At 70.7% G+C, this 26,518-nt stretch carries 23 protein-coding genes; 7 read left to right on the top strand and 16 right to left on the bottom strand.

Annotated features, from left to right (window positions below; translation table 11 throughout):
• Window positions 1-121: 121 nt before the first annotated feature.
• A complete protein-coding gene (locus AB0N06_RS13830) occupies window positions 122-646 on the bottom strand; it encodes an ATP-binding protein (protein WP_366134889.1) in 525 nt (174 codons plus the stop codon).
• 187 nt (window positions 647-833) lie between these two features.
• Window positions 834-1,178 (bottom strand): hypothetical protein, encoded by a 345-nt coding sequence (locus AB0N06_RS13825; RefSeq protein WP_366134888.1) that lies wholly within the window; start codon window positions 1,176-1,178, stop codon window positions 834-836.
• A 250-nt stretch (window positions 1,179-1,428) separates the two neighbouring features.
• On the opposite strand from AB0N06_RS13825, the gene AB0N06_RS13820 reads away from it, so the two are divergent.
• Complete coding sequence (locus AB0N06_RS13820) at window positions 1,429-2,562, top strand: PLP-dependent cysteine synthase family protein (RefSeq protein WP_366134887.1); 1,134 nt, start codon at window positions 1,429-1,431, stop codon at window positions 2,560-2,562.
• Window positions 2,563-2,645: 83 nt separating this feature from the next.
• On the opposite strand, the gene AB0N06_RS13815 is transcribed toward AB0N06_RS13820, so the two are convergent.
• The 4 genes from AB0N06_RS13815 to AB0N06_RS13800 form a co-directional block, all read right to left on the bottom strand.
• Entirely contained in the window at window positions 2,646-3,125 is a 480-nt protein-coding gene (locus AB0N06_RS13815) for an SRPBCC family protein (protein WP_366134886.1), read from the bottom strand.
• A 126-nt stretch (window positions 3,126-3,251) separates the two neighbouring features.
• Window positions 3,252-5,261: a hypothetical protein gene (locus AB0N06_RS13810; protein ID WP_366134885.1), complete on the bottom strand. Its 2,010-nt coding sequence runs from the start codon at window positions 5,259-5,261 to the stop codon at window positions 3,252-3,254.
• 180 nt (window positions 5,262-5,441) lie between these two features.
• Entirely contained in the window at window positions 5,442-5,888 is a 447-nt protein-coding gene (locus tag AB0N06_RS13805; protein ID WP_366134884.1) for an SRPBCC family protein, read from the bottom strand.
• A 76-nt stretch (window positions 5,889-5,964) separates the two neighbouring features.
• Window positions 5,965-6,804, bottom strand: coding sequence for a DeoR/GlpR family DNA-binding transcription regulator (locus tag AB0N06_RS13800; RefSeq protein WP_366134883.1), 840 nt, complete (start codon window positions 6,802-6,804; stop codon window positions 5,965-5,967).
• 301 nt (window positions 6,805-7,105) lie between these two features.
• Here AB0N06_RS13800 and AB0N06_RS13795 point away from each other — a divergent pair, with 301 nt between their 5' ends.
• Window positions 7,106-9,427 (top strand): hypothetical protein, encoded by a 2,322-nt coding sequence (locus tag AB0N06_RS13795; RefSeq protein WP_366134894.1) that lies wholly within the window; start codon window positions 7,106-7,108, stop codon window positions 9,425-9,427.
• Between the two features lie 180 nt (window positions 9,428-9,607).
• Here the strand turns inward: AB0N06_RS13795 and AB0N06_RS13790 are convergent, their stop codons facing one another.
• From AB0N06_RS13790 to AB0N06_RS13775, 4 genes are all read right to left on the bottom strand, one after another.
• On the bottom strand, window positions 9,608-12,040 hold the full coding sequence (locus tag AB0N06_RS13790) for a right-handed parallel beta-helix repeat-containing protein (RefSeq protein ID WP_366134882.1): 2,433 nt from the start codon (window positions 12,038-12,040) through the stop codon (window positions 9,608-9,610).
• Between the two features lie 150 nt (window positions 12,041-12,190).
• Window positions 12,191-12,799 (bottom strand): hypothetical protein, encoded by a 609-nt coding sequence (locus AB0N06_RS13785; RefSeq protein ID WP_366134881.1) that lies wholly within the window; start codon window positions 12,797-12,799, stop codon window positions 12,191-12,193.
• A gap of 130 nt (window positions 12,800-12,929) precedes the next feature.
• On the bottom strand, window positions 12,930-13,754 hold the full coding sequence (locus AB0N06_RS13780) for an MOSC N-terminal beta barrel domain-containing protein (RefSeq protein ID WP_366134880.1): 825 nt from the start codon (window positions 13,752-13,754) through the stop codon (window positions 12,930-12,932).
• An 84-nt stretch (window positions 13,755-13,838) separates the two neighbouring features.
• The gene (locus tag AB0N06_RS13775) at window positions 13,839-14,318 is read right to left on the bottom strand and encodes a DUF6643 family protein (RefSeq protein WP_366134879.1); all 480 of its coding nucleotides are present in this window, start codon (window positions 14,316-14,318) and stop codon (window positions 13,839-13,841) included.
• A 256-nt stretch (window positions 14,319-14,574) separates the two neighbouring features.
• Here AB0N06_RS13775 and AB0N06_RS13770 point away from each other — a divergent pair, with 256 nt between their 5' ends.
• A complete protein-coding gene (locus tag AB0N06_RS13770; protein ID WP_366134878.1) occupies window positions 14,575-15,933 on the top strand; it encodes a TerD family protein in 1,359 nt (452 codons plus the stop codon).
• A gap of 52 nt (window positions 15,934-15,985) precedes the next feature.
• Here the strand turns inward: AB0N06_RS13770 and AB0N06_RS13765 are convergent, their stop codons facing one another.
• On the bottom strand, window positions 15,986-17,164 hold the full coding sequence (locus AB0N06_RS13765) for a glycosyltransferase (protein ID WP_366134877.1): 1,179 nt from the start codon (window positions 17,162-17,164) through the stop codon (window positions 15,986-15,988).
• A 58-nt stretch (window positions 17,165-17,222) separates the two neighbouring features.
• On the opposite strand from AB0N06_RS13765, the gene AB0N06_RS13760 reads away from it, so the two are divergent.
• Both AB0N06_RS13760 and AB0N06_RS13755 read left to right on the top strand, forming a co-directional pair.
• Entirely contained in the window at window positions 17,223-18,008 is a 786-nt protein-coding gene (locus tag AB0N06_RS13760; protein WP_366134876.1) for an aspartate/glutamate racemase family protein, read from the top strand.
• Window positions 18,009-18,070: 62 nt separating this feature from the next.
• Window positions 18,071-18,634 (top strand): hypothetical protein, encoded by a 564-nt coding sequence (locus AB0N06_RS13755; RefSeq protein ID WP_366134875.1) that lies wholly within the window; start codon window positions 18,071-18,073, stop codon window positions 18,632-18,634.
• Window positions 18,635-18,656: 22 nt separating this feature from the next.
• On the opposite strand, the gene AB0N06_RS13750 is transcribed toward AB0N06_RS13755, so the two are convergent.
• Window positions 18,657-19,787 carry an O-antigen ligase family protein gene (locus AB0N06_RS13750; RefSeq protein ID WP_366134874.1) on the bottom strand — a complete coding sequence of 377 codons (1,131 nt, stop codon included), beginning with the start codon at window positions 19,785-19,787 and terminating at the stop codon, window positions 18,657-18,659.
• 275 nt (window positions 19,788-20,062) lie between these two features.
• Here AB0N06_RS13750 and lnt point away from each other — a divergent pair, with 275 nt between their 5' ends.
• Together lnt and AB0N06_RS13740 are read left to right on the top strand one after the other, a co-directional pair.
• The gene (gene lnt / locus AB0N06_RS13745; protein ID WP_366134893.1) at window positions 20,063-21,589 is read left to right on the top strand and encodes an apolipoprotein N-acyltransferase; all 1,527 of its coding nucleotides are present in this window, start codon (window positions 20,063-20,065) and stop codon (window positions 21,587-21,589) included.
• Between the two features lie 30 nt (window positions 21,590-21,619).
• Entirely contained in the window at window positions 21,620-22,099 is a 480-nt protein-coding gene (locus tag AB0N06_RS13740) for an NUDIX domain-containing protein (protein ID WP_366134873.1), read from the top strand.
• 62 nt (window positions 22,100-22,161) lie between these two features.
• On the opposite strand, the gene AB0N06_RS13735 is transcribed toward AB0N06_RS13740, so the two are convergent.
• The 4 genes from AB0N06_RS13735 to gnd form a co-directional block, all read right to left on the bottom strand.
• A complete protein-coding gene (locus AB0N06_RS13735; RefSeq protein ID WP_366134872.1) occupies window positions 22,162-23,544 on the bottom strand; it encodes an MFS transporter in 1,383 nt (460 codons plus the stop codon).
• 247 nt (window positions 23,545-23,791) lie between these two features.
• A complete protein-coding gene (locus AB0N06_RS13730) occupies window positions 23,792-23,932 on the bottom strand; it encodes a hypothetical protein (RefSeq protein WP_366134871.1) in 141 nt (46 codons plus the stop codon).
• 92 nt (window positions 23,933-24,024) lie between these two features.
• Window positions 24,025-25,470 carry a glucose-6-phosphate dehydrogenase gene (zwf, locus tag AB0N06_RS13725; protein WP_366134870.1) on the bottom strand — a complete coding sequence of 482 codons (1,446 nt, stop codon included), beginning with the start codon at window positions 25,468-25,470 and terminating at the stop codon, window positions 24,025-24,027.
• The gene (gene gnd, locus AB0N06_RS13720; protein ID WP_366134869.1) at window positions 25,467-26,501 is read right to left on the bottom strand and encodes a phosphogluconate dehydrogenase (NAD(+)-dependent, decarboxylating); all 1,035 of its coding nucleotides are present in this window, start codon (window positions 26,499-26,501) and stop codon (window positions 25,467-25,469) included. Before gnd ends, zwf begins: the two co-directional genes overlap by 4 nt.
• Window positions 26,502-26,518: the final 17 nt, after the last annotated feature.

Here is a 26,518-nt window from a genome sequence, read left to right as displayed (position 1 = left end):
CCCAGCAGAGTGCGGACCAGCGGGTGGGCGCAGAACAGTCCGTCGCGTACCCCGATGCCGTATTCGGCGGAGAGCGCCGCGGCGACCTCATACGTCCAGGGCCTGTCTTTCGGATCAGGCCCTAACCGACCACGGCGGACCGGGCGTCGGTGTGCGCCACCGCCTCCAGGGGAGACGTGGTGGTCACGGCGCCGAACGGGCCGTCGGTCGTCGCCCCGTACAGCGAGTTCGACGGCAGAGCCACCGTCGGGGCAGGCGCCGGCAGGGTGAACCAGACGACCTTCCCGGCCCGGCCCCATGGCCGGAACCCCCAGCTCTCGCTGACCGCGGCGATCATTGCGAGTCCGCGCCCCGAGGTGCTGGAGGCGTCGGCCGCGCGTATGGTCGGCAGCCGCGGGTCGTGGTCGTGGACGGAGACCGTCAGACGTTCGAGCAGCAGCTCTATCTCGACGGTGCACGTCTTGTCCGGCTGTGCATGCCGGTGGACATTGGTGAGAAGCTCCGTGACGCCGAGCGCTGCCTGGTCGATCAGAGGGTCGAGATGCCAGTAGCGCAATTGCGCCGAGATGATTCTGCGGACCTGACCGATCCGCGATGGCAGGGCCTGGAGCTCCACCGTGCAGTGCCTGCTTGGCTCGCTGATCACGGCTGCGACTCCCCGAAATAGGTCCGGAAGAAGACGACGGAACGGAGTCGGCGGGTGGCCGTCTGCCGTTCCTGGTCCGGCGGGCTGGATCACAGTGTCACCGCCGGTAAACCATGAGTGACGCGACTCCAATGTCGCTCAGGGGTCAGGGCTCCGCAACTCGCGGTGACCCGGTCGTGGCGCACCGTCAGCGCCGCCCGGCCGACCCCGCTTCTCGTCCCGGCCGGCCGCCCGCGCTGCGCAGTGCCTCCAGGAAACGGCGGGACGGCTCCGCACGGGCCGGTCCGCAGTCGCGCTGCCCCATGGTCAGCCGGTACCACGTCCCGTTGACCCGCGCCACCGTCGAGTCGACTCCGGCGAACCATGGCCTGCGCGCACGCACCGCCCCCGCCGGGGCGCTGTCGATCTCCCGCCCGTAACTGGTCAGCAGTGCCACCCGGCCGTCCTTGACGATCACTTGACCGGCCCTGGTGAGTGACCGGGCCCACCGCTCGATCCGTACCCCCGTCGCGCTGAACTCCGTTTCCTTCATGGCTGGTTCGCCCCCTTCGTCACGCTTCTGACGGTCAGTCTGCCCGCACGGTCACAGACGCACCAGGTCGCAGCGAGGCGGCATGTCGCGCATGCGCCACGGCGTGCCGCAACCGTCCCGCTCCCCGGCACCAAGGCAGTGCTATGGATCCCCAAAGTCAAAGTTTGTGCAGGTAGGGGGCCTATCGTGGGATGCGGAGTCCGGGGGCCGGTGGCCCGCAATTCCGGTCACGACGAGCAGGAGCGTGCTGATGAACACCAGTGAGCGCAGGCCCGACGGCGAGGTCACGGCGACCGTCGACATCGACCGCACCGACCATGACTACAGGGCCTGGCTGAAGGAGGCCGTCCGCAAGGTCCAGGCCGACGCCAACCGCTCCGCTGATACGCATCTGCTGCGTTTCCCGCTGCCCGAGACCTGGGGGATCGATCTCTACCTCAAGGACGAGTCGACGCACCCCACGGGCAGCCTCAAGCACCGGCTGGCCCGCTCGCTCTTCCTTTATGGGCTCTGCAACGGCTGGATCCGGCCGGGCAGGCCGGTGATCGAGGCGTCCAGCGGTTCGACGGCCGTCTCGGAGGCGTACTTCGCGAAGCTGATCGGGGTGCCGTTCATCGCGGTGATGCCCCGCACCACCAGCTCCGAGAAGTGCCGGCTGATCGAATTCCACGGCGGTCAGTGCCACTTCGTCGACGACGCCCAGAAGCTGTACGAGGAGTCCGCCAGGCTCGCCGCCGACTCCGCGGGCCACTACATGGACCAGTTCACCTACGCCGAGCGGGCCACCGACTGGCGCGGCAACAACAACATCGCCGAGTCGATCTACCAGCAGCTGCGGCTGGAGCGCTATCCGGAGCCCACCTGGATCGTCGCCACCGCAGGGACGGGCGGCACCTCGGCGACCATCGCCCGCTATGTGCACTACATGCAGTACGACACCGGGATCTGTGTGCCCGACCCGGAGAACTCCTGTTTCTTCGACGGCTGGACCGACCACAACGCCCTCGCCACCAGCGACTGCGGTTCACGCATCGAGGGGATCGGACGGCCCCGGATGGAACCGAGCTTCTTGCCCGGCGCCATCGACCGGATGATGAAGGTGCCGGACGCGGCCAGCGTCGCCGCTGTGCGCGCGCTGGAACAAGCCATCGGCCGCAAGGCAGGCGGCTCGACCGGCACCGGGCTGTGGAGCGCGTTCAAACTCGTCGCCGAAATGCTGGACCAGGGCCGCACCGGCAGTATCGTCACCCTGCTCTGCGACCCCGGAGACCGCTATCTCGACAAGTACTACTCCGACAACTGGCTCGCCGAACAGGGCCTGGACATCGCCCCGTACACCGCGACGATCCGACGCTTCCTGACCACCGGCAACTGGCCCTGCTGAAGCCCGGCCGTCACCACGGTCATCCCGACCTGATGCGCGAGGCCGTCGACGGCGACGGGGGGAGTGACCCGACCGCCCCGCTCTCAGGTGGAGGCTGCGGCCAGCCGCTTGTCGAGATTGCGCACCGCGTCCCGGAACGCCCGGCCCAGCGCCGGCCGGCCCAGTCGCAGGACGAACCGGAACGCCGCGGACCCGTCGGCGGCGAAGGTCCACTGCACGCGCGTCCCGGTTGCCGTGGGAGTGAGCAGCCACTCCTCCAACAGGGCTTGCAGAGAAGGTGCGTTGGTCTCGTCGACCCGGTACGCGTAGCGCTCGCCGGGCTCCTTCGCGACGATTGTCTCGTGGAACACCGTGCCACCCTTGAGCCGGATCTCGCGGCCCGCGCCCGCCCCGTTGGGCCGCGCCGCCGTCACCGCGGTGAACCAGCCGGGCCAGCCGTCGACTTCCTCGGCGAGCGCCCGGTACACCACCGCGGGAGGTGCTGACGCCTCGGCGGCGAAGACCAGCCGTAGCGGGGCGGTCCGGACGAAGCCGCCATCCACGGAGCGGAGCCGACGTGCCATGGGGCGCACCTCCCGTGCGATCGGCGGCGGACACACCCGGCCCGCGGCGAGCCGTACCGTACCCGTCTCACCGTCAGATGTCTTCAGCTGTACTGACGTTACGTCGAACTTCTCGTTCCGCTCCTCTCAGCGCACCGCGGACAGCGTCCCGCCCTTGCGTAGCCGGGCCTTCAGCTCCACCTGCGCGTCCTGCGGTGCCCGTACCGCCAGCGTCGTACCGCCCGCCGACCCGCGCACGCCGCCCGTCACCTCGATCCGGTTGACGGCCCGGCTGCCCGCCGCCAGCACGTACCACCGGCCGGACGGTGCCCTCCAGTGCGTGCCCGCCAGGACGTGCTGCCCGAACCGGCTGCACAGCGCCGTATCGGGCCGGTCGGCCACCACCGCCCCAGGGGCGGTCAGCGATGCGGTGGGCTGTAGGAACTGAACCAGAACCCGGCCGGGCCCCTGCCAGGTGTCGGCCCGGGTGCACACCCAGTCCGCCGGTGTCCCGCCCTCTGGGAGAGGCTGCCGGGCAAAGGCCCAATTGTTGACCGCACGGACCCCGCTGCCTCGCAGCGCCCGCAGCGAGCACGCCGTACGTGCCCAGCTCAGCAGGGCCGGACCACCCGTCGCCTCGCGCGGCCCGCGTGGCGGCGCGCCCTTGCCGGGCAGCGGTGTGTACGTGAGATGCACCGGAGCGAGATCGCCCAGATCGGTGAGGAGGAATGAGTGGTTGTCGGCGATGCGCTCCGAGGAGCGCAGCTGCATCACCGGCCAGGAGCCACAGTTGCGACCCGGCGAGGGGTGCGATACGGGTGCGGTGACACCGTCGCGGCCCACTTTCAGCGACCGCGCCGGAGCGTTCGGCGCCAACAGGTCGCGCGTGCTCGTCTCCGAGACCCACGGGGCGAGCAGGAACCGGGCCCTGTCCCCCCGGCGACTGATCACGACGGCCGCCCCCGTCGTCACGTCCGCGTCATCGGTCCGGGCGAAGTCGAGCGCGGCCGCCCCGGCTCCGGTCAGCGGCTCCGCGTAACGCACCACGCGAACGCCGCCGTCGTGGAACAGCACCACGGCCGCACCGTCCACCTCGCCCGCGTACAGCAGTCGGGGCGGCTGGGCGGGCGGTACGGAGAGCGTCCCGGGCGACGTGGAGACGTGGACGCTGCGCGGCGTGTGCCCCCAGGTACGCAGCGCCCGGCCGAGCAGATTCCGGTCCTGGGTACGGTCGCCGCGGGCCGGCCACACGGTGAAGTCGACGCGCGAGGTGTCCGCCCATTCCGTGGCAGCCGTACGCAGCAGCGCTGCCGGATCGACGGCGACGGACCCGGCCCGCACGGGCCCGCCCCGACCGTTCTCGGCGGCCAGGACGACCAGACCGCCCGCCATCACGCACAGCGCGGCAGCGGAGGCCACCGTCCGCAACCGGCGCCTGCGCCGCAACAGATCGCTGGGGCGGGTCTGGAGCGTGCACGGGTCGAACTCGGCGGACCGCAGCAGCGATTCGGTCCGCGGCCGGTCGGCGGACTCCAGCCGTCCGGCCGCACGTACCGCGCCCGCCGCATCGCTCGCCCCCGCCCGGGCGAGCAGCACCGTCGCCTCGAGGTCGGTCAGCTCCTCCAGCAGCCGCAGCGTGAACGCCGCCCGCACGGCAGCGGACACCGTGGACAGTGTCCGGTCCAGGGCCAGTTCCTCCGCGCCACCGGTGCGCGGCAAGAGCCGCAGCCCCCGGACGAAGGGGAGCGCGGGGCGCAGCGAGGCCGGTGCCGGGATCCGCGCGGGCCACCAGCGGGGCCGCCGCTCGTACGCCAGCGCGGTACGCAGCACCCGCAGCCGCACCCAGGCGTATACGGAGGTGGCGCCGTGCGCCGCGGCGGGGTTCCTCGGGGACGGTACGCTCCGCCCCTGTGCCGGGACCCGGGTCCGGAGCGGTTCGGGAGGCCCCGCGGTGGCGGTGCGCCGGCCGGGCAGGGCGCGCTGGACGGCCGCATGGGCGGCGAGGACCCGTCGGTGCCGGCCGAGTGACGGCGGCAGAACGAGGTAGGCGAGCCGGACGAGACGCGGGTAGTGTTCCACGAGCGCGGCTTCGGCCTGCTGGACGCCGGGGCGTTCGCTGCCGCGGGTGGAGCGCTGCCGGGATGGGTGGATCGGCATGGGATCGGTGCCTTCCGAGCCGTTGGCGATAACCGTCGTACCGACAAACGAGTCGATCGTGTGACGGTCACATCGGGCGCTGGTCCAACGGCGCGGCTGCCTGGCTGTCAGGTCGGCTGCACGGCCGAGGCGGCAGCCGCGTACCGCAGGAGTCACGGCTCCCTGTCGTGGGGGAGGCCGTTATGGCCGCACCGTGACGTCGAGCAGACCGTCCAGCACCCGGCCGAACAGTCGGCGGCCCGCTGCCGCGATCAGCGGATCGCCCCATTGCGGCAGCAGCCGGATACGGAGTTCCTCCACCCACACGACATGGGACCCGGACTCCGTCGGATACACATCGATCGACGCCCGGCCCAGCACCACCGAACCACGCTTCTCCAGCCGGCAGAGCCCGGCTCGCCCGGTCACCGGCGGCATCCAGCGCACCACTTCCATCGGATCGTGGAACGCCAGCGGGCCCACACCCGTGCGAGCGACGAAGACGGTCCCGATCCTCGTGGGCAGTCCGGCCGGGACGGTGATCCGGGTCAGCGGGACGTGTGCGCAGTGCCGTTCCCAGTCGGTCACCCGGCGCCAGGACTCGGCGGCAGGGAGGGAGGTGAATCGCTCGACCCGGAATACGGCCACAGCAGGATCCTAGGGCGTCCCGGCCACGGAGCGAGCCGAGCGGAAACTCTGGCTCGCCCTCGGGATCCCCGTTTCCTCAGCCCTCGGAGAGGTCGCCGGCCGCGGTCTCGCCCGCCACTACCAGGCCCGGCAGATGTTCCTGGATCTCCTCCCGGGCGCCCGCGGACAGACCGGAATCCGTGACGAAGGTGTCCACCTGCTCCAGCGTCGCGAACGAACTCAGGCCCACCGTGCCCCACTTGGTGTGATCGGCGACCACCACCACCCGCCGCGCCGACTGCACGAAGCGCCGATTGGTCTCCGCCTCCGCCAGATTCGGTGTCGAGAGCCCGGCCTCGACCGAGATGCCGTGCACCCCGAGGAACAGCACATCGAAGTGGAGCGAACCGATCGCCTGATCGGCGACCGGGCCGACCAGGGAGTCGGACGGAGTCCGTACCCCACCGGTGAGCACCACCGTGGCGGCCCCGGCCCGCGGGCCGCCCGTCGACCGCTGCGCGGCATGGAACACTTCGGCGACCCGCACCGAGTTCGTCACCACCGTCAACTCGGGTACGTCCACCAGGTGTTGGGCCAGCGCATAGGTCGTCGTACCACCGGAGAGCGCGATCGCACTGCCGGGAACGGCCATCGCCGCGGCGGCCCGCGCGATGTCCTCCTTGGCGGTCAGCTCCAGCGCCGACTTGGCCTCGAAACCGGGCTCGTGCGTACTCGCCTCGACGACTGGCACAGCGCCGCCGTGCACCTTCTCGATGACACCCTGACGGGCCAGCGCGTCCAGGTCCCGGCGCACGGTCATGTCGGAGACGCTCAGCTTGCGGGTCAGCTCATTGACCCTGACCCCGCCGCGCCGGCGCACCTCGTCGAGGATCAGTGCACGCCGCTGCTCCGCGAGAAGATTCTGATTCTCACTCAACGCCGGGTCCGGTCCTTCCCTCGGTCTTCCGTACCGCAGCCCGTTGGTTCAACAGTCTGTCGGACGGGCTCATCCTGCCACGCAGCTTCGCCCGGCGCTGCACCGGGGAGATTTGCGATCCGGGTACCGGCACGGCCCGGATTCCGGGATTCTGGTGACTACGCATCAGTACGCGGGCCGGAACGCCGCGACAGCAAGAGAGCGAGTCATCCACGTGCCCCCTGTCACCGAGGCCCCGCACAGCACGGAGGCCGCGCTGGAACTCCTGGTTCATGGCGTCGGTGGAGCCACCCCCCAGTCGATGCTCCGGGATCCGCGCACCGTCCGGGTCACCGGCGATGCGACGGCTGCCATATTCCGGCGCTCAGGGGACGTCGACGCCGAGCAGCACCCGGAGCGGTACCGGGACCGGCCCATCGAGGAGGCGTACTGCTGGTCCAATCTCACCTCCGGCAACGGCTCGCGCGCGCTGTGGCTGCTGCTGCTTCCCTTCATGGTCGTCAACCTGGCCCACTGGATGCGGCCCACGGCCAGACGCCGCACCCGCACGGTCCGGCTGTACGGCGTGCTCGTGCGCCTCGTCGCCCTCAGCCTGACCGTCCTGCTGACGGCTGCGGCGTGCGAGGTCGCGCTGGATCTGGTGGCCTGGCAGTGCGCGGGTGTACCGGAGTGCTCGAACCAACGGTCCTGGCTCGGCTTCCTGTCGACGGCGCAGGACGGCTGGTGGTCGCAGCCGGGGCGGCGGCTCGCGCTGGCGGCTCTGGTGCCCACGGTGCTGGTGGGGCTGCTCTGGTTCCTCTCCAATCGGACCTGGAGTGCCTACGAGTCGCAGCGCCCGCTCACCGGCGCGGAACCGGACGACGACGTCCTCGACAACGGTACCGAGGCCACCCCCACCACGGAGGGTCCTGACGCCGGAACCCACGCCGCCGGAGCCCCCGTCGGACGCCCCGCCCTCGGCCGCCCCGGATTCTGGTACGGCCGGCGGCTCGTCGCCCGGTTGCGGGCCGCGCACACCGCCGCCGGGTTCCTGACCGTGGCGGCCTCCGTCGCGGGTGCCGTGGCCCGTCACGACCGCGCCGTCACCGGCCCTGTACCCGAGTTCCTGGGGCACCTGATCGAGGCGATGCTCGTGCTGGGCACGCTCGTCGTGCTCTGGGTGGTCTGCAGCCGGGGTCGCAGCGAGCGGCGGCTCGACAACCGGCTCGACGGTGCCGTTATCACCTGGCTGCCCGGCGCTGCCCTCGCCGTGCTCGTCGTCACCGCGGTGTACGCGGCCTGGTCCCGTCCCGACTGGGTCTCCGCGGGCACGCTGCCCGGAGACGTCACCTTCCGCGTCCTCACCGTCGGCCAGGGCATGCTCGTGATCGCCCTCGCGGCGGTCGCGCTCGGCCTGTACCGCCGGACGCCCGAGCCCCGAACGGTCATGTACGGACTCGGCGGCCCCGCGGTCGCGATGCTCGCCTGCGCCCTCGGCGGCGTCATGACCGGCGGGGTCGCCCAGCGCGTTGCCGACTGGCTCGACGGACCGGGCACTCCCGGCATGGGCCGGAGCTCCCTCATCGACGGGCCGCCGGTACTGCTGAGCTGGCAGGCCTCGGTCATCCCGGCACTCCTGGCCCTGCTGCTGATTCCCGCCGTCGTGCTGGGCGTACGCACCTGGCTCGCCGCCCGCGCCATGGAACCCGAGGTCAACAAGGAGTACGGGGAGAAGCGGCCGGACGCCGCCCGTACCCGGCAGATCGCCAGGACCCGGGCCCTGGCCGCGCTCACCGACTCCGCGCCCTGGCTCCTCGGGCTGGTCTCCGGCGCCACCCTGCTGCTCGGCGCGGGAGCGGTCGCCGGGGCGTGGGTGAGCGGGGAGGTGCCGGGGCTGGCCCTGGACGGTGCAGGCCCGTTCATCGAGTCGGTCGCGGAAGCCGCCCAGTCGACCGGCTCCTGGATGATCGGCTTCGGCTTCATCGTCTTTGTGACCTGTGGTCGGCGCGCCTACCGGGACGCCTCCACCCGACGCACCATCGGCATCCTGTGGGACGTCGGCACGTTCTGGCCGCGCGCCGCCCACCCCTTCGCGCCCCCCTGCTACGCCGAGCGCGCCGTCCCCGACCTGGCCTCCCGGATGGCCGGCTGGACCGGCGGCACCCGCGGCAGGCTCGTCATCTCCGGGCACTCCCAGGGCAGCGTCCTCGCGGCGTCAGCCGTCTGGCAGCTGCCGGCCGGGGCCCGGAAACGGGTTGCGCTGCTCACCTACGGTTCGCCGATCGAGCGGCTGTATGGCCGCTGGTTCCCGGCCTACTTCGGTCCCGGACCGTTGCATGGACTGCATCGGTCCGTGCGCTGCTGGCGCAACCTGTGGCGGGCCACCGACCCGATCGGTGGCCGGGTCCGGCTCGACGCGGGTGCCGGCCCCGAAGTGGACCGGGGGCCTCTGCGGGACCCGCTGGTCTACGGGCGTACGCCGGAGCACCCGCTGCCCGAACCGGTGCTGGGCCACTCGGACTACCAGGCCGACCCCGTCTTCGCCGAGGAACGGGCGGCGCTGCTCGTCCGGCTCGGGCCGGTGCTGCCCCGCCAGGCCGACGGGGGCTCCGGAGAGACTCAGAGCCTGTCGGGTGACCTCTGATCGGGCGGCCACGCCCTGGCACGCACGCTTCCGGCGTTGCCGAAATGCCCTGGTAGCTCCTTCCCCAAGCTCTCAGCTTCGTTCGAGCAGGGGAGGCCCCATCCAAGGCCATCCCGGCGCCTTGGAATCGCACGCACCATGCCGCGTCCGCTCTCCGATCGAAGGTCACCCGACAGGCTCTCAGGGCAGTTCCGGCAGGTCCTCCGGGTAGAGCAGGGTGAGGTCGTCCGTGCTCGGATCTGCGAGCTGGGCGACCCGGCCGGCATGCCGCTCGACCATCGACTCGAAGGTCTGGCGGGCGGTCCGGCCGTTGCCGAACGCCGGGCCCTTGGGCAGCTCGGTGAAGTACTTCAGCAGCACCTCTCCGGTGCCCTCGGCGAGGTTGTACTCGTGCTCCTCGGCCTGCTGTTCGACGATCCGCAGCAGATCGGCGGGCTCGTAGTCGCTGAAGGTGATAGTCCGTGAGAAACGGGATGCCACGCCGGGGTTGATCGTGAGGAACCGCTCCATCTCGTGGGTGTAACCGGCGACGATCACGACCACCGCGTCCCGGTGGTCCTCCATCAGTTTCACGAGCGTGTCGATCGCCTCCCGGCCGAAGTCCCGGCCGGAGTCCTCGGGCGACAGCGCGTAGGCCTCGTCGACGAACAGCACCCCGCCGCGCGCCCGCTCGAACGCCTCCTGGGTACGGATGGCGGTCGAGCCGATGTGCTCGCCGACCAGATCGACCCGGGACACCTCGACGAGATGCCCCCGCTCCAGCACCCCGAGCGAGGCCAGGATCTCGCCGTACAGGCGGGCCACGGTCGTCTTGCCGGTGCCGGGGGAGCCGGTGAAGACCAGATGGCGTCGCACCGACGCGGCCTTCAGCCCCGCCTCCAGGCGGCGGCGGCCCACCTCGATCATGTCGGTGAGTGCCCGCACCACGCGCTTGACACTGTCCAGGCCGACCAGCGCGTCCAGTTCGCCGAGAACGGCGCCCGAGGTACGTACCGGCTCGGCGGGTGCCTCGACGGCGGCGGGCACGGCCGGGCGCTGCGCGGGCACCGCACCGAGCAGCCCGGGGGCCGACTGGTTGGCCGTCAGCACCGTGGGCGGCGGGGGAGTGGCGGTGCGCAGCGCGCTCTCGTCGCTGGTGCAGTCCTCGACGACCGGGCCCGTCCCATGCCCGTCGCCGTGCGAGCCGCCCTCGGCGAACTCGTAGCCACCGCGCGCGCACCGCTCGGCACGGCACCGGGTCAGCGTGGTACGGCAGCCGTCCATCACATGGAAGCCGTATCCGTCACTGCCGGTGACCCGGCAGCTGTTGAAGGTGCCGCGGCCCTCGGCGGAGACGTAGAAACCGGCCTCGGCAGGCGAGGTGACCGTGCAGCGCTCGATGGTCGGGTCGGCGCCCTTGGTGACGATGACCCCGGTCTGTGCCGTGTCGATGGTGCAGTTGTTCAGAGTGCCGCCGCTGCCGTGGTCGCGGAACCAGGCGCCGGTGGACGCCTCCCGGATCCGGCAGTCGTCGAGCTGTGCGGTCGCGCCGTCGCTCACCGACACCGCCGTGTTGCGGACCTGGGTGAGATCGCTGTCGACGACATCGGCGCGCGAGCCCCGGTCGAGGACGAAGATCGCGTCCGGCACGTCATGGACCCGGCAGGAGTCCAGTATCACGGTCGCGCCGTCGCTCACCCAGACCGCCGGGTAGTCGCCCGTACTGTCGTGGATCTCGCACTGGTTGGCGTCGACCCGGGTGCCCGGGTCCCACACCGACAGGCCGTTGCGTCCGAAGCGGCGGACCGTGGAACGGGTCAGGGTGAGGACCGAACGGGAGCGCAGATCCACCGCGTTCTCCGGGATGTCATGGATGTCGCAGTCGGCGAGCGTCAGCACCGCGTCCGTGTCGAGCGTGACCCCGTCCGCCGAAGTGCGGTGCACCGTGCAGTCGGTGAGGTGCGCGGAGGCGCGGGCGGTGACCTGTATGCCGCTGCCCTTGATCTCGTACACCTCGCAGCCGACGGCCTCCAGCGCGCTGCCCTCACCGGTGATGCTCAGTCCGGCGCCCGAGGAGTGATGGATCCGGCAGCGTTCCAGCCGGGGATGCGCACCGTCGCGCACCGAGACCCCGGACTGCCCGGCCGACACGATCTCGCACTCCTCGAATACCCCGCCCGCACCGTCGAGCACGGCGATGCCGACCCCGGCCGGATTGTCGACCGTACAGCGGCGCACGCTCGGCCGGGCCGCACCGCGCACCTCTATCCCGGCTGCCGACCGCGTCACGATCCGCAGATCCGTCAGCTCCGGGGCGCCGTCCTCGATGAGCAGTGCGGGGGCCGCCGAGTCCTGGCCCTCCACATGCAGATCCTGGACGACGGCGGAGGCACGCACCGTCAGCGGTACGCCGTCGACCGGTGCGATCCGGACGGAGCCGACGGAGCCCTCGGGACCACGCAGGGTCACTGCGCGGTGCAGGACGAGATTCTCCCGGTAGGTGCCCGGCGCGACGGTGAGGACATCACCGTCCGTCGCGGCCTCAAGGGCTGCGGTGAGGGAGGCGTATTCGCCAGTGCGGCGCCGCCACCGCGATGTGCCGGTGTGCGTCACCTGGACCGTGCCCTGTGCCATGGCGCTGTTGTGCCCCCACCTCGTGCGTGTCCGATGCCCGTGCGGCCGGCCTTGCGGCAGGGGTCGTCACGGGTCCGTCCGCCGAAGAGGTGAGCGGACCGGTCCACCGTAGCGCGCGCGGAGGGCGGGAGTTGACGGGATCCCAGCTCATCAGCTGCCGGTGCCCGTCCTGCCCCAGTCCGGACCGGCCTCGGCCCACGCCCGGTCGAGCCGCGCATACCGCCGTTGCACCATGCGCCATACGATCAGGCGCCGCCAGCCCTCGATCAGTGCGACGCACAGCAGCATCGCCCCGAATCCGGCCAGCGCCGCATGGGTGTGGGCCGTCGGCACGTCCATCGGGCGCAGCACCGGGCGTCCGTCCAGGTCGGTCCAGATCCGCACCCTAGAGCCGGGATCGGCGTTCTTCGAAGAGGTCGCGACTCTTCCGCTGCGGGCCGTGCCGTCCGGGGCCTTCCAGCGCGCCACCACCGACGTTTGCATCGTGCGCTCCGAGGACACCTCAGGGTCGGAGACCAGACGTGGTGCCCCCGGCGCCGGGCGCACCACAACCGCCGTCGTGGCATGCCGCTGCGCCCGCTGGAGCCGTACCGACTCCTGCAGGACGTCGTCCATGAGCGACCCGCACAGCCATCCGAGCGCAGGCGCCGCCACCGCCATCAACAGCAGTGCCACCAGAGCCACCCACGCCTCACGCCGGTCTGTGGCGCGGCGCAGGGGATTGTGCCGCCAACGCCATACTCCCGATACCGCTCGCACAGTCCCGCACCCCCTTCCACATCCGTCATATCCCGATACGGCACAGTCTGCGCGCCGAGCAGACGAAGAGAGAGCTACCTCACGCCGTCCAACGCGCGGGCCGGTCCCACGAGTTCCCCTCCCGGCCGAGTCAGCCGAGAATCCGAACCGGGTCCCCGACCCGGATCACGCCGGTCCCGTCCGGAATCAGATACTGGCCGAACAGCAGGTCCTGCCCGGCACGTCGGTGGCGCGCGAGCGTACGCAGCGGCTCCTTGCCGCGCTCCGCGGTGCCCTGGTCGGTGGTGGTGATGACACAGCGGTCACAGGGTTTGACGACGCGGAACGGGACATCGCCGATGGTGATCCGTTCCCATCCGTCCTCCGCCCACGGCGCCGTGCCGTCCACGACGACATTCGGCCGGAAACGGTTCATCGGCAGCGGGCCCTCGTCTGCGTGGTCGCCCTGCGCGATGAGTGAGTTCAAGGCGTCCAGCGAGGCGCTGGAGGTCAGGAGCAGCGGGTAGCCGTCGGCGAATCCGACGGTCTCGCCGGGGCGCGCGTATGCGGGATTGATCAGCCGACGGGTCGCGGGCGCGTCGAGATGGACGAGCCGGACCTCCATGCCCAGGCAGTCGCTGAACCAGGTGTGGGCGGCGGCCGCCGCCTCCACCACCTCGATGGTGGACCGGTGCAACGTCACGGGGACCGTGCGTCCGGGCTCGGGCACCTCGACGGTCAGCGGCGCGCTCCCCGGCGCCGACAGACCGATGCCGCCCCCGGGCAGCGGCACGGCGGAGACCAGCGCCATGTGCGGCTGCTGACGCTGTGTGACAGCCCGGCCCGTGGTGTCGACCAGCATCCACCGGCGGTCGCCGTCGAGTCCCCATGGCTCGACGGCGGCCTCGCCGGGCTCGTATCCGGCCAGTGACTTGACCGGATGAATGTGCACGGCGCGCAGTACGGGAGGACGCATGCCTCCATCCTGCCAGTCCCCCCGGGCCCGTCCTGCGGAGCGGGCCCGGGACGGACCGCGGCCGTGTGCAGCGGGTTCTGCGGCTCAGTACCCTCGGCCCTGGTACGGGCGGTTGTACGGGTCCTCGTACGGAGAGGGCGCGGGTACGGGCCGCGGCGCCGCCGGACGCATCGACTCGTACCCCGTGCCCGGCGCCGGGCGCGGCGGCTGGGGCTGAGGCGGCTGGTAGCCGCCCCGCATGCCGGTCGGCTGCTGCGGGATGTACGGAGCGGGAGCGTGCTGCAGATGAGCCGGCTGCATCGGCGCGTAGTTCTGCTGCGGTGCGGCCATCTGCTGCGGGTAGCCGTACGACGGGTTCGGCTGGGAAGGCGCCGCGGGAAGCGCCGGCAGCGCCGACGGGAGCGCCGGCAGGTAGCTGTTTCCGGTGTCGTAGGAGGCCGGCACTCGGATCGGGGCAATCTGAGGCGTACCCCGCTCCGCGACCAAGGAGTCGTAGATCGGAGTGTCGGGGAACGACGGTGCGGCGTAGTAGCCGCCGCCGTAGGTGGAGCGGGGGGAGGTCATGACACCTAAGTTAAGCCCACGATGTGCTGGTTGGGGAGCCCGATAAGAGGGTTGGTTTACGAGATGTGAGTGAACAGCGATCCCCAATGCGAGCGAACTTGGGAAAAAAGGGCGCCGAGACGCGTTGTAATCGTGTATAGGGCCAGCTCGCGGGAGGTTACCGGCGGATCGCCGGACGGGCCCGGCGCGACTGTGGGCCCTGTGGCAGCGTTCGGATTAGGTTGGCACGGAAAAGTCTTCGGCAGCCGGACTCGTGATGGGGGCGAGCATGACCATGCAAAAAGGAGCCAATGTTCCAGTGGCGGCCCAGGCCGTGCGGGTCGAATTGGGGTGGCGTACCGCCCCGGGGACGCCGGACGTGGATGCGTCGGCGCTCCTTCTCGTGTCGGGAAAGGTGCGCAGCGACGCGGACTTCGTCTTTTACAACCAGCCGGTGCATGGCTCCGGCGCGGTGCGTCATGAGGGCAAACGGAACGCCGCCGGCGGTGTTACGGACAGCCTTGCGGTGGATCTGGCGCGGGTGGAGCCCGTCATCGACCGCATCGTTCTGGCCGCCTCCGCGGACGGTGGCAGCTTCGGGCGGGTGTCAGCCCTGTACGTACGGATCACGGACATGTCGAACGGCTCGGAGATCGCGCGCTTCGACAGCGCGGACGCGACGGTGGAGACCGCGTTCATTCTCGGTGAACTCTACCGTCGGCAGGGCGCCTGGAAATTCCGCGCCGTGGGTCAGGGATACAGCAGCGGCCTCGAAGGTCTCGCCACGGACTTCGGCATTTCCGTCGACGAGCCCCAGCAACCCCAACAGCCTCAGCAATCGCACCAGCCTCTTCAATCTCAACAACCCCAAGGGGCAACACGAGTTGACGTGCCGCCACCGCCCCGGTTCCCCCCGCACGCCCAGCCCCCGGCTGCCGCTCCGACGGCACCCCCGGCGCCCCCTGTCGCGCCGCCTGTATCGCCATCCCCCCAGCCCGTCCGGCTCTCCAAGGTGACGCTCACCAAGGACGCGCCGTCCGTCTCCCTCGCCAAACAAGGCGGCACGTCAGGAGTCATGCGCGTCAATCTCAACTGGGAAGTGCGCAAACAGTTCAAGAGCTGGGGCAGCAAACTCGGCAGGGCCGTCGCCAACCACACGGATCTCGATCTTGATCTCTGCGCCCTCTACGAACTGACCGACGGCAGGAAGGGAGTTGTGCAAGCACTCGGAAACGCCTTCGGCGCTCTCGGGCAGCCCCCTTATATCCATCTCGACGGGGACGACCGCACCGGTGCCGTCTCCACCGGCGAGAACCTGACCATCGACCTCGACCACAAGGACCGGCTCCGCCGGGTCCTGATCTTCGTCACCATCTATGAAGGCGCCCGGAGTTTCGCCGATCTGCACGCGACCGTCACCCTGCAGCCGCAGCACGGCGCCCCGATCGACTTCTCACTCGACGAATGCACCGTTCCCTCCACCGTCTGCGCACTCGCACTCATCACCAACAACGGGGGAGACCTCACCGTGCAGCGCGAAGCCCGCTATCTCGTACCCGAGCGCGGGGTGAGTCCGCAGCGCACCATCGACTACGCCTATGGGTGGGGGATGAGCTGGACGCCCGGCCGGAAATGACCCCCGGTCCGTCCGGGGCCCGCCACTGCGGACGGACCGGGATTCCCTCCGTTCATCGGTCCGGTGCGGCCTCGGGACGGTCGTAGGTGCGTCCCTTCCAGGCCGCGCCGCGGCCGCGGTGGTGCTGCACCGCCGAATCCACCGTCATCAGCAGATACAGCACGGCGGTGAACGGCAGCAACGGCGCGAGCCACATCGACTGCCGGTAGTAGCCGAGCATCGGCATGTACGTCCCCGCCATCACCGCCCACGCCGCGCCACCTGCCCACGCCGCCGGCCGATCGCTGTTCAGCAGCCCTGCCACCAGTGTGACCGGCGGGGCGAGATAGACGAGCGCGAGACCCAGCACTGTACCGATGAGCAGAACCGGGCTGTGCCGCAACTGTGCGTACGCGCTGCGGGAGACCATCCGCCACAGATCCGCGAGCCGGGGATACGGCCGCACACTGTCCACCCGCTCCGCGAGCCCCAGCCAGATCCGCCCGCCGCTGCGCTTCACCGCACGCGCCAGTGACACGTCGTCGATGACCGCCTGCCGGATGGACTCCGGAACCCGCGCCCGCTCGGCGGCCCCCGTCCGCAGCAGAACACAGCCGCCCGCCGCGGCCGCGGTCCGTGCCTTCGCCCGGTTCACCCACCGGAACGGATAGAGCTGCGCGAAGAAGTACACGAACGCCGGCACGACAAGGCGTTCCCAGGCACTCGCCACCCGCAGCCGGGCCATCTGCGAGACCAGATCGAACCCGCCGGAACAGGCGGCGGCGACCAGCTCCCGCAGACTGTCCGGCTCATGCGCGATGTCCGCGTCCGTGAGCAGCAGAAATTCCGGCGCCGGCTTTCGGGCCCGCGCGAGCGCGATCCCGTGCCGGACGGCCCAGAGCTTGCCCGTCCAGCCGGACTCCGGCTCCCCGGGAGAGACCACCGTCACGGGCAGCCCGCCGTACCGCACGGACAGCGCACGGGCGAGATCACCGGTGCCGTCCTTGCTGCAGTCGTCGACCAGGAAGATCTCCGCTGCCCCCGGATAGTCCTGCGCCTGCAGCGACGGCAGGCTCACCGGCAGCATGTCGGCTTCGTCACGCGCGGGCACGACGATCGCGACCGACGGCCAGCGGTCCGGTCCCGCACGCCGAGGCAGCCGCTGGTCGGTCCGCCAGAAGAACCCCTGTCCCAGCAGCAGCCACACCCACGCGGCCAGCGAACCCACGGCGATCCAGGCAACGGCGCTCATTCGCCGCAGTCTGCCCCACTCCGACGAGACCGCAAGGGCGGTCGACTATGGTGACCGGGTGAAGATCGCGCTCATGGACTCAGGAATCGGCCTGCTCCCGGCGGCCGCCGCAGTACGTCGGCTGAGGCCCGACGCCGATCTGGTGCTCTCCTCCGACCCCGACGGCATGCCGTGGGGTCCGCGGACACCGCAGGACCTGACCGCGCACGCGCTGGCCGTGGCCCGCGCGGCCGCCGCCCACCGGCCCGACGCGCTGATCGTCGCCTGCAACACCGCCTCCGTACACGCCCTGCCGACGCTCCGTGCCGCGCTGGAACCCACGCTGCCCGTCATCGGCACCGTCCCCGCGATCAAGCCGGCCGCGGCCGGCGGCGGACCCGTCGCCATCTGGGCGACCCCCGCCACGACGGGCAGTCCCTACCAGCGCGGACTCATCCGCGAATTCGCCGGCTCTGTCGACGTCACCGAGGTCGCCTGCCCCGGTCTCGCCGACGCCGTGCAGAACGCGGACGAAGCGGCGATCGACCGTGCCGTCGCCGCAGCCGCCGCGCTCACTCCACCGGGCGTACGGGCCGTCGTTCTCGGCTGCACGCATTACGAACTGGTCGCCGAACGGATCCGTGCCGCCGTGCAGCAGCCCGGCCTGCCGCCCGTGGCACTGCACGGCTCCGCCGGGGCCGTCGCCGCCCAGGCACTGCGCCGGATCGGGGTCGCACCCGCGCCGTCGGCCGAGCCGGCCACCGCCCTCACCGTGCTCCTGAGCGGCCGTGACGCCGAGCTGCCGGAAGCCGCCCTGACCTACGCCGAGGGGCGGCTGCTGGCAGCCGTCAGCCCCGCCCGCTGAGACGACCCGGTGAGGGCCGTTGGGCCCATCCCGGATGCCCGGATTCTGAGTACCCTGCTGGCATGAGGGACCACCCCCGGAATCCGAGCGGGACCGGCGCCGAGGCGGCTCCCGCCGTCTGGACCGGCCGGGCCACCAACAAGGCGCAGTGGGTGCTCGCCGCAGCCGGTGCGGCGTGCCTGGCACTGGGTGTCGAGCTCGCCGTGACCTCCAACTGGAACTCCGGCATCGCCCCTCTGCTGATGTCGGTGATCGGCTGCGTGGCAGCCGGACTGCTCATGCTGTTCGGGACGCTCGCCTTTGTGAACGTGGCCGTGCGGGTCGACGGAGACGCCCTGGAAGTGCGCTGCGGCCACATGGGTCTGCCGCGCCGACGGATCCTGCTCACCCATGTGGTCGGGGCGGAGTTCGTCCCCCAAGTCACCCCCCGCCACTGGGGTGGCTGGGGTTACCGCTGGCGCCCCGAGCAGGGGACAGCCGTGGTGGTCCGCAGGGGAGAGGGCCTGGTGCTCAAGCTCGGCGACGGCAGGACGTTCACCGTGACGGTGGACGATGCGGAAGAGGGCGTACGGTTCATCCGCGAACGGCTCCACCTGCCGGCGGCCGACGCGGCTGCCGGGGGCTGAGCGGTCAGTAGGGCCGCACCCGTCAGAAGGGGCTGCGACCGGCCCGCGGACGGCGTCCGGCCGTGGTCCCCGTCCCGTACGCGGCACGGTTCGCATCCTCGTCACTCTCCGTACGGGATGTGCCCGACGTGCCGTCCCCGATCGGCTGCCGGGCCGAGGCCAGTCCCGCGAGCAGTCCCACGCCCGCCGTCACCGGCGTGAAGCTCAGCGCGTTCCCGACACTCGCCAGCGCCGCCAACGCGGTGAGCGCGGCGCCCGCCGTCAGGACGACCGCCGTGGCGCGGGGTGAGCGCCACAGCACGTACAGCAGCCAGCCGAACGCCGCCCCCAGCAGCGCCACCCCCACGATCCCCTGCTCGGCGGCCTGCTGCAGCGGCGCCGAGTGGGGTTTCCCGTCCGACTGCACGGTCTGCTGGGCAGTGGGGCTGAGCTCGGCGAACCGGCCGGGTCCGATGCCCAGCAGCGGATGCTCCTCGGCGAGATCCACCGCGTCCTGCCAGAGCAGCACCCGGTTCGGGGTGAGCTGCCCTTCCAGAGAGACCATCAGCCCGTCGGGCAGCGCCTCCTCGGCCACCGCCCATGACGTACCGACAACCAGCGCCGTGACCAGCGCCAGCCCGGTCAGACCGAGCAGTCTGCGGCGCATCCTGACCGCGGCCAACGAACTGAGCAGCACCCCGAACGCCGTGACGAATCCCGCCACCGAGTGCATGGCCGACGCGGCACAGGCGGTGCCGAGCGCGACCAGTCGCAGCGTGAGACGCACCGGTGCCCGGCCGGCCGCCGCGGCCGCGCAGCAGGCGGCGCCCGCGGCCAGCACCAGCAGCGCGGCCGCCGCCCCGGTGTGACCGGGCGCGACATCGGCAACGGCGGTGGCGCCCGGCATACGGCCGCGCGAGGCGAGCGCCAGGGCGAGGGCGGCCACGGCGGCGACCGCCGCGGTGGCCACCGGCAGCAGCGTGCCGCAGATCCGGCCGCAGACGAACCCTGCGGCGACGGCCAGCAGCGCCAGCAGCACACCCTCCGGCCTGGTCTCCCGCCCGGCCGCGCTGATCAAGGACCAGATGGCGCAGGCGGCGAGGATCACGGCTCCGGCGGCATCGGACGCGTTGCCGCCTTCCCGAGCCCCGTACCGGCCCGCCCGTGCAGTCATCGTGTCAGACCCCCCGAACTGTGACCGTCCCGTCCACGACGGCCGGATCCAGCCGGTCGGCGGGGGACTGGCGCACACGGTAACGGCAGTGGTGCGGGTTTGTGGAGGAAATGCGCAGGAACGATCCGGCACGAAGCATTCCGAATGCATTCCGGTATCGCCCCGGGACTGCCCCGCGCTCGCCTCACCACCGTAGACTCCGCCGGGTGAGCACCACCATCAGCCCCGTCGACGACCCGCAGTCCATCGTCACTCAGCAGCGGGAGAGACGGTTCCTGCCGCGACTCGCACGGCCGGCCGCGGCCGTGCTGTCGGGTGCGCTGCTGTATCTGAGCTTCCCGCCCCGACCGTTGTGGTGGCTGGTTCTGCCTGGTTTCGCACTGCTCGGCTGGGTTCTGCACAGCCGTCGGCTGCGCGCCGGATTCGGCCTCGGCCTGCTTGCCGGGCTCGGCTTCATGCTGCCGCTGCTGCACTGGACGGGCGAGGAGGTCGGTCCGTTGCCGTGGCTGGCGCTCGCTGCCGCCGAAGCGCTGTTCGTCGCCGTGGGCTGCATCGGGATCGCCGCCGTGTCCCGGCTCGCGTGGTGGCCGGTCTGGGCCGCCGCGGTCTGGGCCCTGGACGAGGCGGTCCGGGCCCGGGTGCCGTTCGGCGGGTTCCCCTGGGGCAAGATCGCCTTCGGGCAGGCCGACAGCGTGTTCCTGCCGCTCGCGGCGTTGGGCGGCACGCCGCTGCTCTCGTTCGCAGTGGTGCTGTGCGGCTTCGGACTGTTCGAAGCGGTGCGTTCCTTCCGCACATACCGCAGCACTGGTCGGATCCCCCGCGCCGCGGTCTCCGCCGCGGCCGCGGCCGTCCTCGTACCCCTGGCCGGGGCGTTGGCCGCGCGCCCGCTCGTCGACGACTCGGCGGAGGACGGAACCGCGACCGTCGCCGCGATCCAGGGCAATGTGCCGCGCCTCGGACTCGACTTCAACGCCCAGCGCCGCGCCGTTCTTGACAACCACGCACGCCGCACCGAACAGCTCGCCCGCGAGGTGAAGGCGGGCAAGGTACCGCAGCCCGACTTCGTGCTGTGGCCCGAGAACTCCTCCGACCTCGACCCCTACCGCAATGCCGACGCGCGGATCGTCATCGACGAAGCGGTGAAGGCGATCAACGCCCCCACTGTGGTCGGCGCGGTCATCGAGCCCGACACCGGCAAGCTGCGCAACACCCTCATCCAGTGGGAGCCGTCGGGCGGCCCCGTCGCCACGTACGACAAGCGCCATATCCAGCCGTTCGGCGAGTACATGCCGATGCGTTCCTTCGTACGCATCTTCAGCTCCGACGTCGACCGGGTGCAGCGCGACTTCGGACCGGGCAAGAAGGTCGGCGTGTTCGACCTCGCGGGCACCAAGGTGGGGCTCGTCACCTGCTACGAGGCCGCGTTCGACGACGCCGTACGGGACACGGTCGAACACGGCAGCCAGCTGATCGCGGTCCCCAGCAACAACGCCACCTTCGGGCGCAGCGAGATGACGTACCAGCAGCTGGCGATGAGCCGGGTGCGGGCCGTGGAACACAGCCGGTCCGTCGTCGTCCCCGTCACCAGCGGCGTCAGCGCGGTCATCCGCCCGGACGGGACGATCGCCCAGAAGACGAAGATGTTCACCCCGGACGCGCTGGTGGACAAGGTGCCGCTGCGCTCCTCGCTGACCCCCGCGACCCGGCTGGGCACGCTCCCCGAGGGGCTGCTCGTGCTGATCGCCGCAGGGGGACTGGGCTGGGTGACCGTCAGATCGGTACGGGCGCGCCGAGGACGCTGAACGGTGGCATGGGCCACGTAGGGTCGGCGCATGGCCATTCCTGACTTCATCCGTGAAATCCGTGCCACGGCGGGCACACAGCTACTCCTGCTGCCGGGCGTCAGCGCCGTGGTCTTCGACGACGAGGACAGGGTTCTGCTCGGCAGACGCTCCGACACCGGCAAGTGGGCGCTCATCGGCGGCATCTGCGAGCCGGGGGAGCAGCCCGCCACGACGGCGGTGCGCGAGGTGTACGAGGAGACCGCCGTGCACTGTGTGGCGGAGCGGGTGGTGCTCACCCAGGCGCTGAACCCCGTGCAGTATGCCAATGGCGACCGGTGCCAGTTCATGGACATCACTTTCCGCTGCCGGGCAACCGGCGGTGAGGCGCGCGTCAATGACGACGAGTCCCTGGAGGTGGACTGGTTCCCGCTCGACGCCCTGCCGCCGTTGAACGAGTTCGGTCTCTTCCGGATCAAGCAGTCCCTGACCGACGAACCGACCTGGTTCGAGCCGACGGTCCAGCCGTGACGCGGTAGGACACGCACCGTGGCCGGACGGGCCGGTTTCCCGGCCCGTCCGGCCACCGGAACTCAGGCGGTACGGGCATCGGCGGGCAGCACCGCGGGTGCGTCCGGCTCCGAAGTCGCCTCGATGCCCGCGAGATCCCGATGCCGGGTCTCCTTGGCGCACACGACCGCCAGCACCGTGATGAGCGCTGCCGCGATGACGTACAGCGAGATCGGTGCCGAGCTGTGGTAGTTCTCGAGCAGCGCGGTGGCGATGAGCGGCGCCGGAGCACCCGCCGCGACCGATGAGAACTGCGCACCGATCGACGCACCCGAGTACCGCATCCGGGTCGCGAACATCTCCGAGAAGAAGGCCGCCTGCGGTGCGTACATCGCCCCGTGGAAGATGAGCCCGACCGTGACGGCGAGCAGCAGACTGCCGAAGCTGCGGTTGTCGATCAGTGCGAAGAACGGGAACATCCACAGCCCCACACCGACCGCCCCGACCAGATAGACGGGCTTGCGGCCGATCCGGTCCGACAGCGCACCCCACATCGGGATGACCGCGAAGTGGATCGCGGAGGCGATGAGCACGGCGTTCAGCGCCGTCTGCTTGCTCAGGTCGGCGGCCGTCACCGCATAGACGAGGATGAACGCGGTGATCACGTAGTAGCTGATGTTCTCCGCCATCCTGGCGCCCATGGCAATGAGCACATCCCGCCAGTGGTGCCGCAGCACGGCGACGAGCGGCATCTTCTCGGCAGCCGCCGCGGCCGCCTTGCGCTCCTCGGCCCGCGCCAACGCCGCCTTGAAGACCGGCGATTCATCGACAGAGAGACGAATCCACAAGCCGACAGCCACCAGCACACCCGAGAGCAGGAACGGGATACGCCAGCCCCACGCCCCGAAGGCCGAGTCCGACATCAGCGCGGTGAGCGCGGAGAGCACTCCGGTGGCGAGCAACTGCCCGGCCGGCGCCCCGGTCTGCGGCCAGGAGGCCCAGAACCCGCGCCGCTTCGCATCCCCGTGCTCCGACACCAGCAGTACGGCCCCGCCCCACTCACCACCGAGGGCGAAGCCCTGCACCAGACGCAGCACCGTGAGCAGTACGGGAGCGGCGGCGCCGACGGTGGCATGCGTGGGCAGCAGGCCGATGGCGAAGGTCGCGCCTCCCATCAGCAGCAGGCTCAGCACCAGCAGCTTCTTGCGGCCGAGCCGGTCGCCGTAGTGCCCGAAGACCAGGGCACCGAGCGGGCGGGCGGCGAAGCCGACCGCATAGGTGAGGAAGGAGAGGAGCGTTCCGACGAGCGGGTCGGAGTCGGGGAAGAACAGCTTGTTGAAGACCAGCGCGGCTGCTGACCCGTAGAGAAAGAAGTCGTACCACTCGATGGTGGTGCCGATGAGGCTCGCGGCGACGATGCGCCTGAGGTTCGAGGGTGGTGGAGGAGCGGTCGCGGGGGAGGACATCGGCACCACTTCCTGGTGTGTGTGACGGGGACGTTTGCGTGTCGCCACACCGTAGGAACGTGCAGGTCAGAGGCGTATGTGATGGGGCACCATAGTTCTGGGCGCGGGAGTGCGTGCGGCCACCATGGAGGCGGTGTCGGGGCCGCCGTGGCGGCCTCGACGAGGGCGCGAAGGGCGCTGTCCGAGTTGCGCTGTTCGGGCATGATGTGGAGGCGCCGTGCTGGCTCCCGTGCTGACTTGGTGCTGACTACGTCAAAAGGCCGGCCGCCAGCGCGGCATCGAGGTCGAGGCCGATCGGCTTCGCGAGGCCTTCAGGCTTCCGCAGATGCAACAGCTCCCCCTGATCGAAGAAGCGATGGGCAGGCAGACTGCTGCTCTGCTTCGCCAACTCGATGCCGCATGCGTCAGCGCTGACGACCTCGCCAAGGCAGCGGTGGAGTCTTCGCGCACTGCGTAGCCGGCGCCCAGACGCAGCGAGGGTCAAGCATGGGCGCCGTCGTCGGCGTCCGGCAGATGCCACTGATGTGGTGCGATCAGTTCGCTGACGGCCGGGTCCGGGCCCCATGAACCGGCGGGGTACGGCTGGGGCGGCGGTGGGTTTTCGAGCAGGGGGGTCGATGCCGCCCAGATGTGCTCAATTTCGTCGGACCGGGTGAACAGCGACTGGTCGCCGAGCATGGCGTCCAAGAGCAACCGTTCGTAGCCTTCGAGTCCGTGCTTCTGGCAGAAGGAGTCGGCGTAGCGGAAAGTCATCGTTGCCGGTGCGAGTCGCATGGTGGGGCCGGGTTCTTTCGCGAGGAAGCTGGCCGCGATCCACCCGGGGTCCCCGAAGTCGATCACTATCTTGTTGCCTGTGTTCTTCTCGTGATGGGGGAGATCGGTACGGAACATCCTCAGGGGCGGCTCGCGCAGGCCGAGGGTGATCACCTCGCGGTGCTGTGCGAGGTTCTTGCCGGAGCGAAGGTGGAACGGCACTCCGGCCCACCGCCAGTTGTCCACTTCCAGCCGTAGCGCGGCGAACGTCTCGGTCTGCGAATCCGGTGTGACACCCGGCTCGTCACGGTAGCCCTCGTACTGTCCGCGTACCGCGTGGGCGGGTTCGATGGGGCGCAGTGCCTGGAAGACCTTGGCTTTCTCGTCACGCAATGGCTGGGCGCCGAGCGAGACAGGTGGTTCCATGGCCACGATGCCGAGCACCTGGATCAGATGCGTGACGATCATGTCCCGGAAGGCTCCAGTGCGTTCGTAGAAGCCGGCGCGGCCCTCGAGGCCGAGCGTCTCGGGTACGTCGATCTGCACATGGCTGATGTGGTCCCGGTTCCAGATGGGTTCGAACAGGCCGTTGGCGAAGCGGAGGGCGAGGATGTTGTCCACCGACTCCTTACCCAGAAAGTGGTCGATGCGGAAGACGCGGGATTCGTCGAAGACGGCGTGGATCGTCTCGTTCAGCGCCCGCGCGGAGGCGAGATCGGTACCGAAGGGCTTCTCCACGATCACCTTTGCGTTCTCTGCCAAGTTGGTGCCGCCGAGCATTCCGATCACGGATCCGAACGCGGAGGGTGGGACGGCCAGGTGGAACAGTCTGCGTGGCTGCCCGCCGAGGGAGTCCTCGGCCGACCGTACGGCCGCGAGCAGCGGGCCGGGATCTTCGGGCTCGGCGGCGCCGAAGGAGAGTGACTCCTCGAAGGACTGCCACTCCGGCCCGGACGGCTGGGACAGCCCGAAGGTAGCGACGGCATCGTGCGCGTGTTTGCGGAACGCGTCGTCGCTCAGCGCGGACCGAGCGGTACTCGAGCCCACGATGCGGTAGCCGTCCGGGAGGAGGCCTGCCCTGGCGAGGTGGAACAGGCCGGGGAGCAGTTTGCGCTTGGCGAGGTCGCCGGTGGCGCCGAAGAGCACGATCACGTGGTTGTCCGGGCGTGTCACGATCGGCTCCTCTTCTCGGCGTGTCCGCCGAACTCACTGCGCATGGCGGACAGAACCCTGTCGGCGAACTCGCCGAGGCCCCGGGACTGGAATCGCTCGGTGAGCGCCGTGGTGATCACGGCTGCTGGTACGCCTTCGTCGACCGCCGCGAGTACGGTCCACCGCCCTTCGCCGGAGTCGGAGACGCGCCCGGTGAACTCTTCCAGCTTCGGTGACCGGGCAAGTGCGTCAGCGGTCAGGTCGATAAGCCAGGAGCCCACGACCGAGCCGCGGCGCCATACCTCGGCCACCTCGCCGACGTCGATCTCGTACTGGTAGGCCTCAGGTTCGCGCAGTGGGGCGGTCTCGGCGTCGGCGGTGTACTTGCGGCGCCCAGCGTCGGCGTGCTCGATGATGCTGAGCCCCTCGGCGATCGCGGCCATCATCCCGTACTCGATCCCGTTGTGGACCATCTTCACGAAGTGCCCTGCTCCACTCGGACCGCAGTGCAGGTAGCCATGCGGTGCCGTCCCGTTGGCCTGCCTGCTCGGGGTCGGCTCGGCGGAGCCGGCGCCGGGTGCGATGGTCTTGAATAGGGGGTCGAGCCGGGCAACGGGCTCGGACTCGCCGCCGATCATGAGGCAGTATCCGCGGTCAAGTCCCCAGACACCGCCCGAGGTCCCGCAGTCGAGGTAATGGATGCGGCGAGGAGCGAGCTGTGCTGCACGGGCGATGTCGTCGCGGTAGTAGGAGTTGCCACCGTCGATGACCGTGTCGTCCGCGTCGAGGAGTTCGGCCAGCTGGTCGAGGGTGGGCTGTACGACGGCGGCGGGAAGCATGAGCCAGGCGGTCCTTGGCCGCTCGAGCTTCGCCACGAAGTCGCCGAGCGAGCCGGCGGCGACCGCGCCCTCGCCTTCCAGCTCTTTTACCGCGCTTTCGTTGAGGTCGTAGACCACACACCGATGGCCGTCGCGCATGAGCCTGCGCACGAGGTTCGTGCCCATCCGGCCGAGTCCGATCATGCCGAGCTGCATGGGGGTTTCGGAAGCCATGGCTGCTCTCCTGTGGG

It is taken from the genome of Streptomyces sp. NPDC051020 (genome assembly GCF_040683105.1).
GTDB lineage: Bacteria > Actinomycetota > Actinomycetes > Streptomycetales > Streptomycetaceae > Streptomyces.
The sequence above is the reverse complement of the archived record's forward strand: the minus strand, read 5'-3'. Positions and strand labels throughout refer to the sequence as shown.

Coding starts and splice junctions, on each gene's coding strand:
- AB0N06_RS13825 (WP_366134888.1), bottom strand. CDS start 1,178: ATGAAGGAAACGGAGTTCAGCGCGACGGGGGTACGGATCGAGCGGTGG.
- AB0N06_RS13820 (WP_366134887.1), top strand. CDS start 1,429: ATGAACACCAGTGAGCGCAGGCCCGACGGCGAGGTCACGGCGACCGTC.
- AB0N06_RS13815 (WP_366134886.1), bottom strand. CDS start 3,125: ATGGCACGTCGGCTCCGCTCCGTGGATGGCGGCTTCGTCCGGACCGCC.
- AB0N06_RS13810 (WP_366134885.1), bottom strand. CDS start 5,261: ATGCCGATCCACCCATCCCGGCAGCGCTCCACCCGCGGCAGCGAACGC.
- AB0N06_RS13795 (WP_366134894.1), top strand. CDS start 7,106: ATGCTCCGGGATCCGCGCACCGTCCGGGTCACCGGCGATGCGACGGCT.
- AB0N06_RS13790 (WP_366134882.1), bottom strand. CDS start 12,040: ATGGCACAGGGCACGGTCCAGGTGACGCACACCGGCACATCGCGGTGG.
- AB0N06_RS13780 (WP_366134880.1), bottom strand. CDS start 13,754: ATGCGTCCTCCCGTACTGCGCGCCGTGCACATTCATCCGGTCAAGTCA.
- AB0N06_RS13775 (WP_366134879.1), bottom strand. CDS start 14,318: ATGACCTCCCCCCGCTCCACCTACGGCGGCGGCTACTACGCCGCACCG.
- AB0N06_RS13770 (WP_366134878.1), top strand. CDS start 14,575: ATGGGGGCGAGCATGACCATGCAAAAAGGAGCCAATGTTCCAGTGGCG.
- AB0N06_RS13765 (WP_366134877.1), bottom strand. CDS start 17,164: ATGAGCGCCGTTGCCTGGATCGCCGTGGGTTCGCTGGCCGCGTGGGTG.
- AB0N06_RS13755 (WP_366134875.1), top strand. CDS start 18,071: ATGAGGGACCACCCCCGGAATCCGAGCGGGACCGGCGCCGAGGCGGCT.
- AB0N06_RS13750 (WP_366134874.1), bottom strand. CDS start 19,787: ATGACTGCACGGGCGGGCCGGTACGGGGCTCGGGAAGGCGGCAACGCG.
- AB0N06_RS13740 (WP_366134873.1), top strand. CDS start 21,620: ATGGCCATTCCTGACTTCATCCGTGAAATCCGTGCCACGGCGGGCACA.
- AB0N06_RS13735 (WP_366134872.1), bottom strand. CDS start 23,544: ATGTCCTCCCCCGCGACCGCTCCTCCACCACCCTCGAACCTCAGGCGC.
- gnd (WP_366134869.1), bottom strand. CDS start 26,501: ATGGCTTCCGAAACCCCCATGCAGCTCGGCATGATCGGACTCGGCCGG.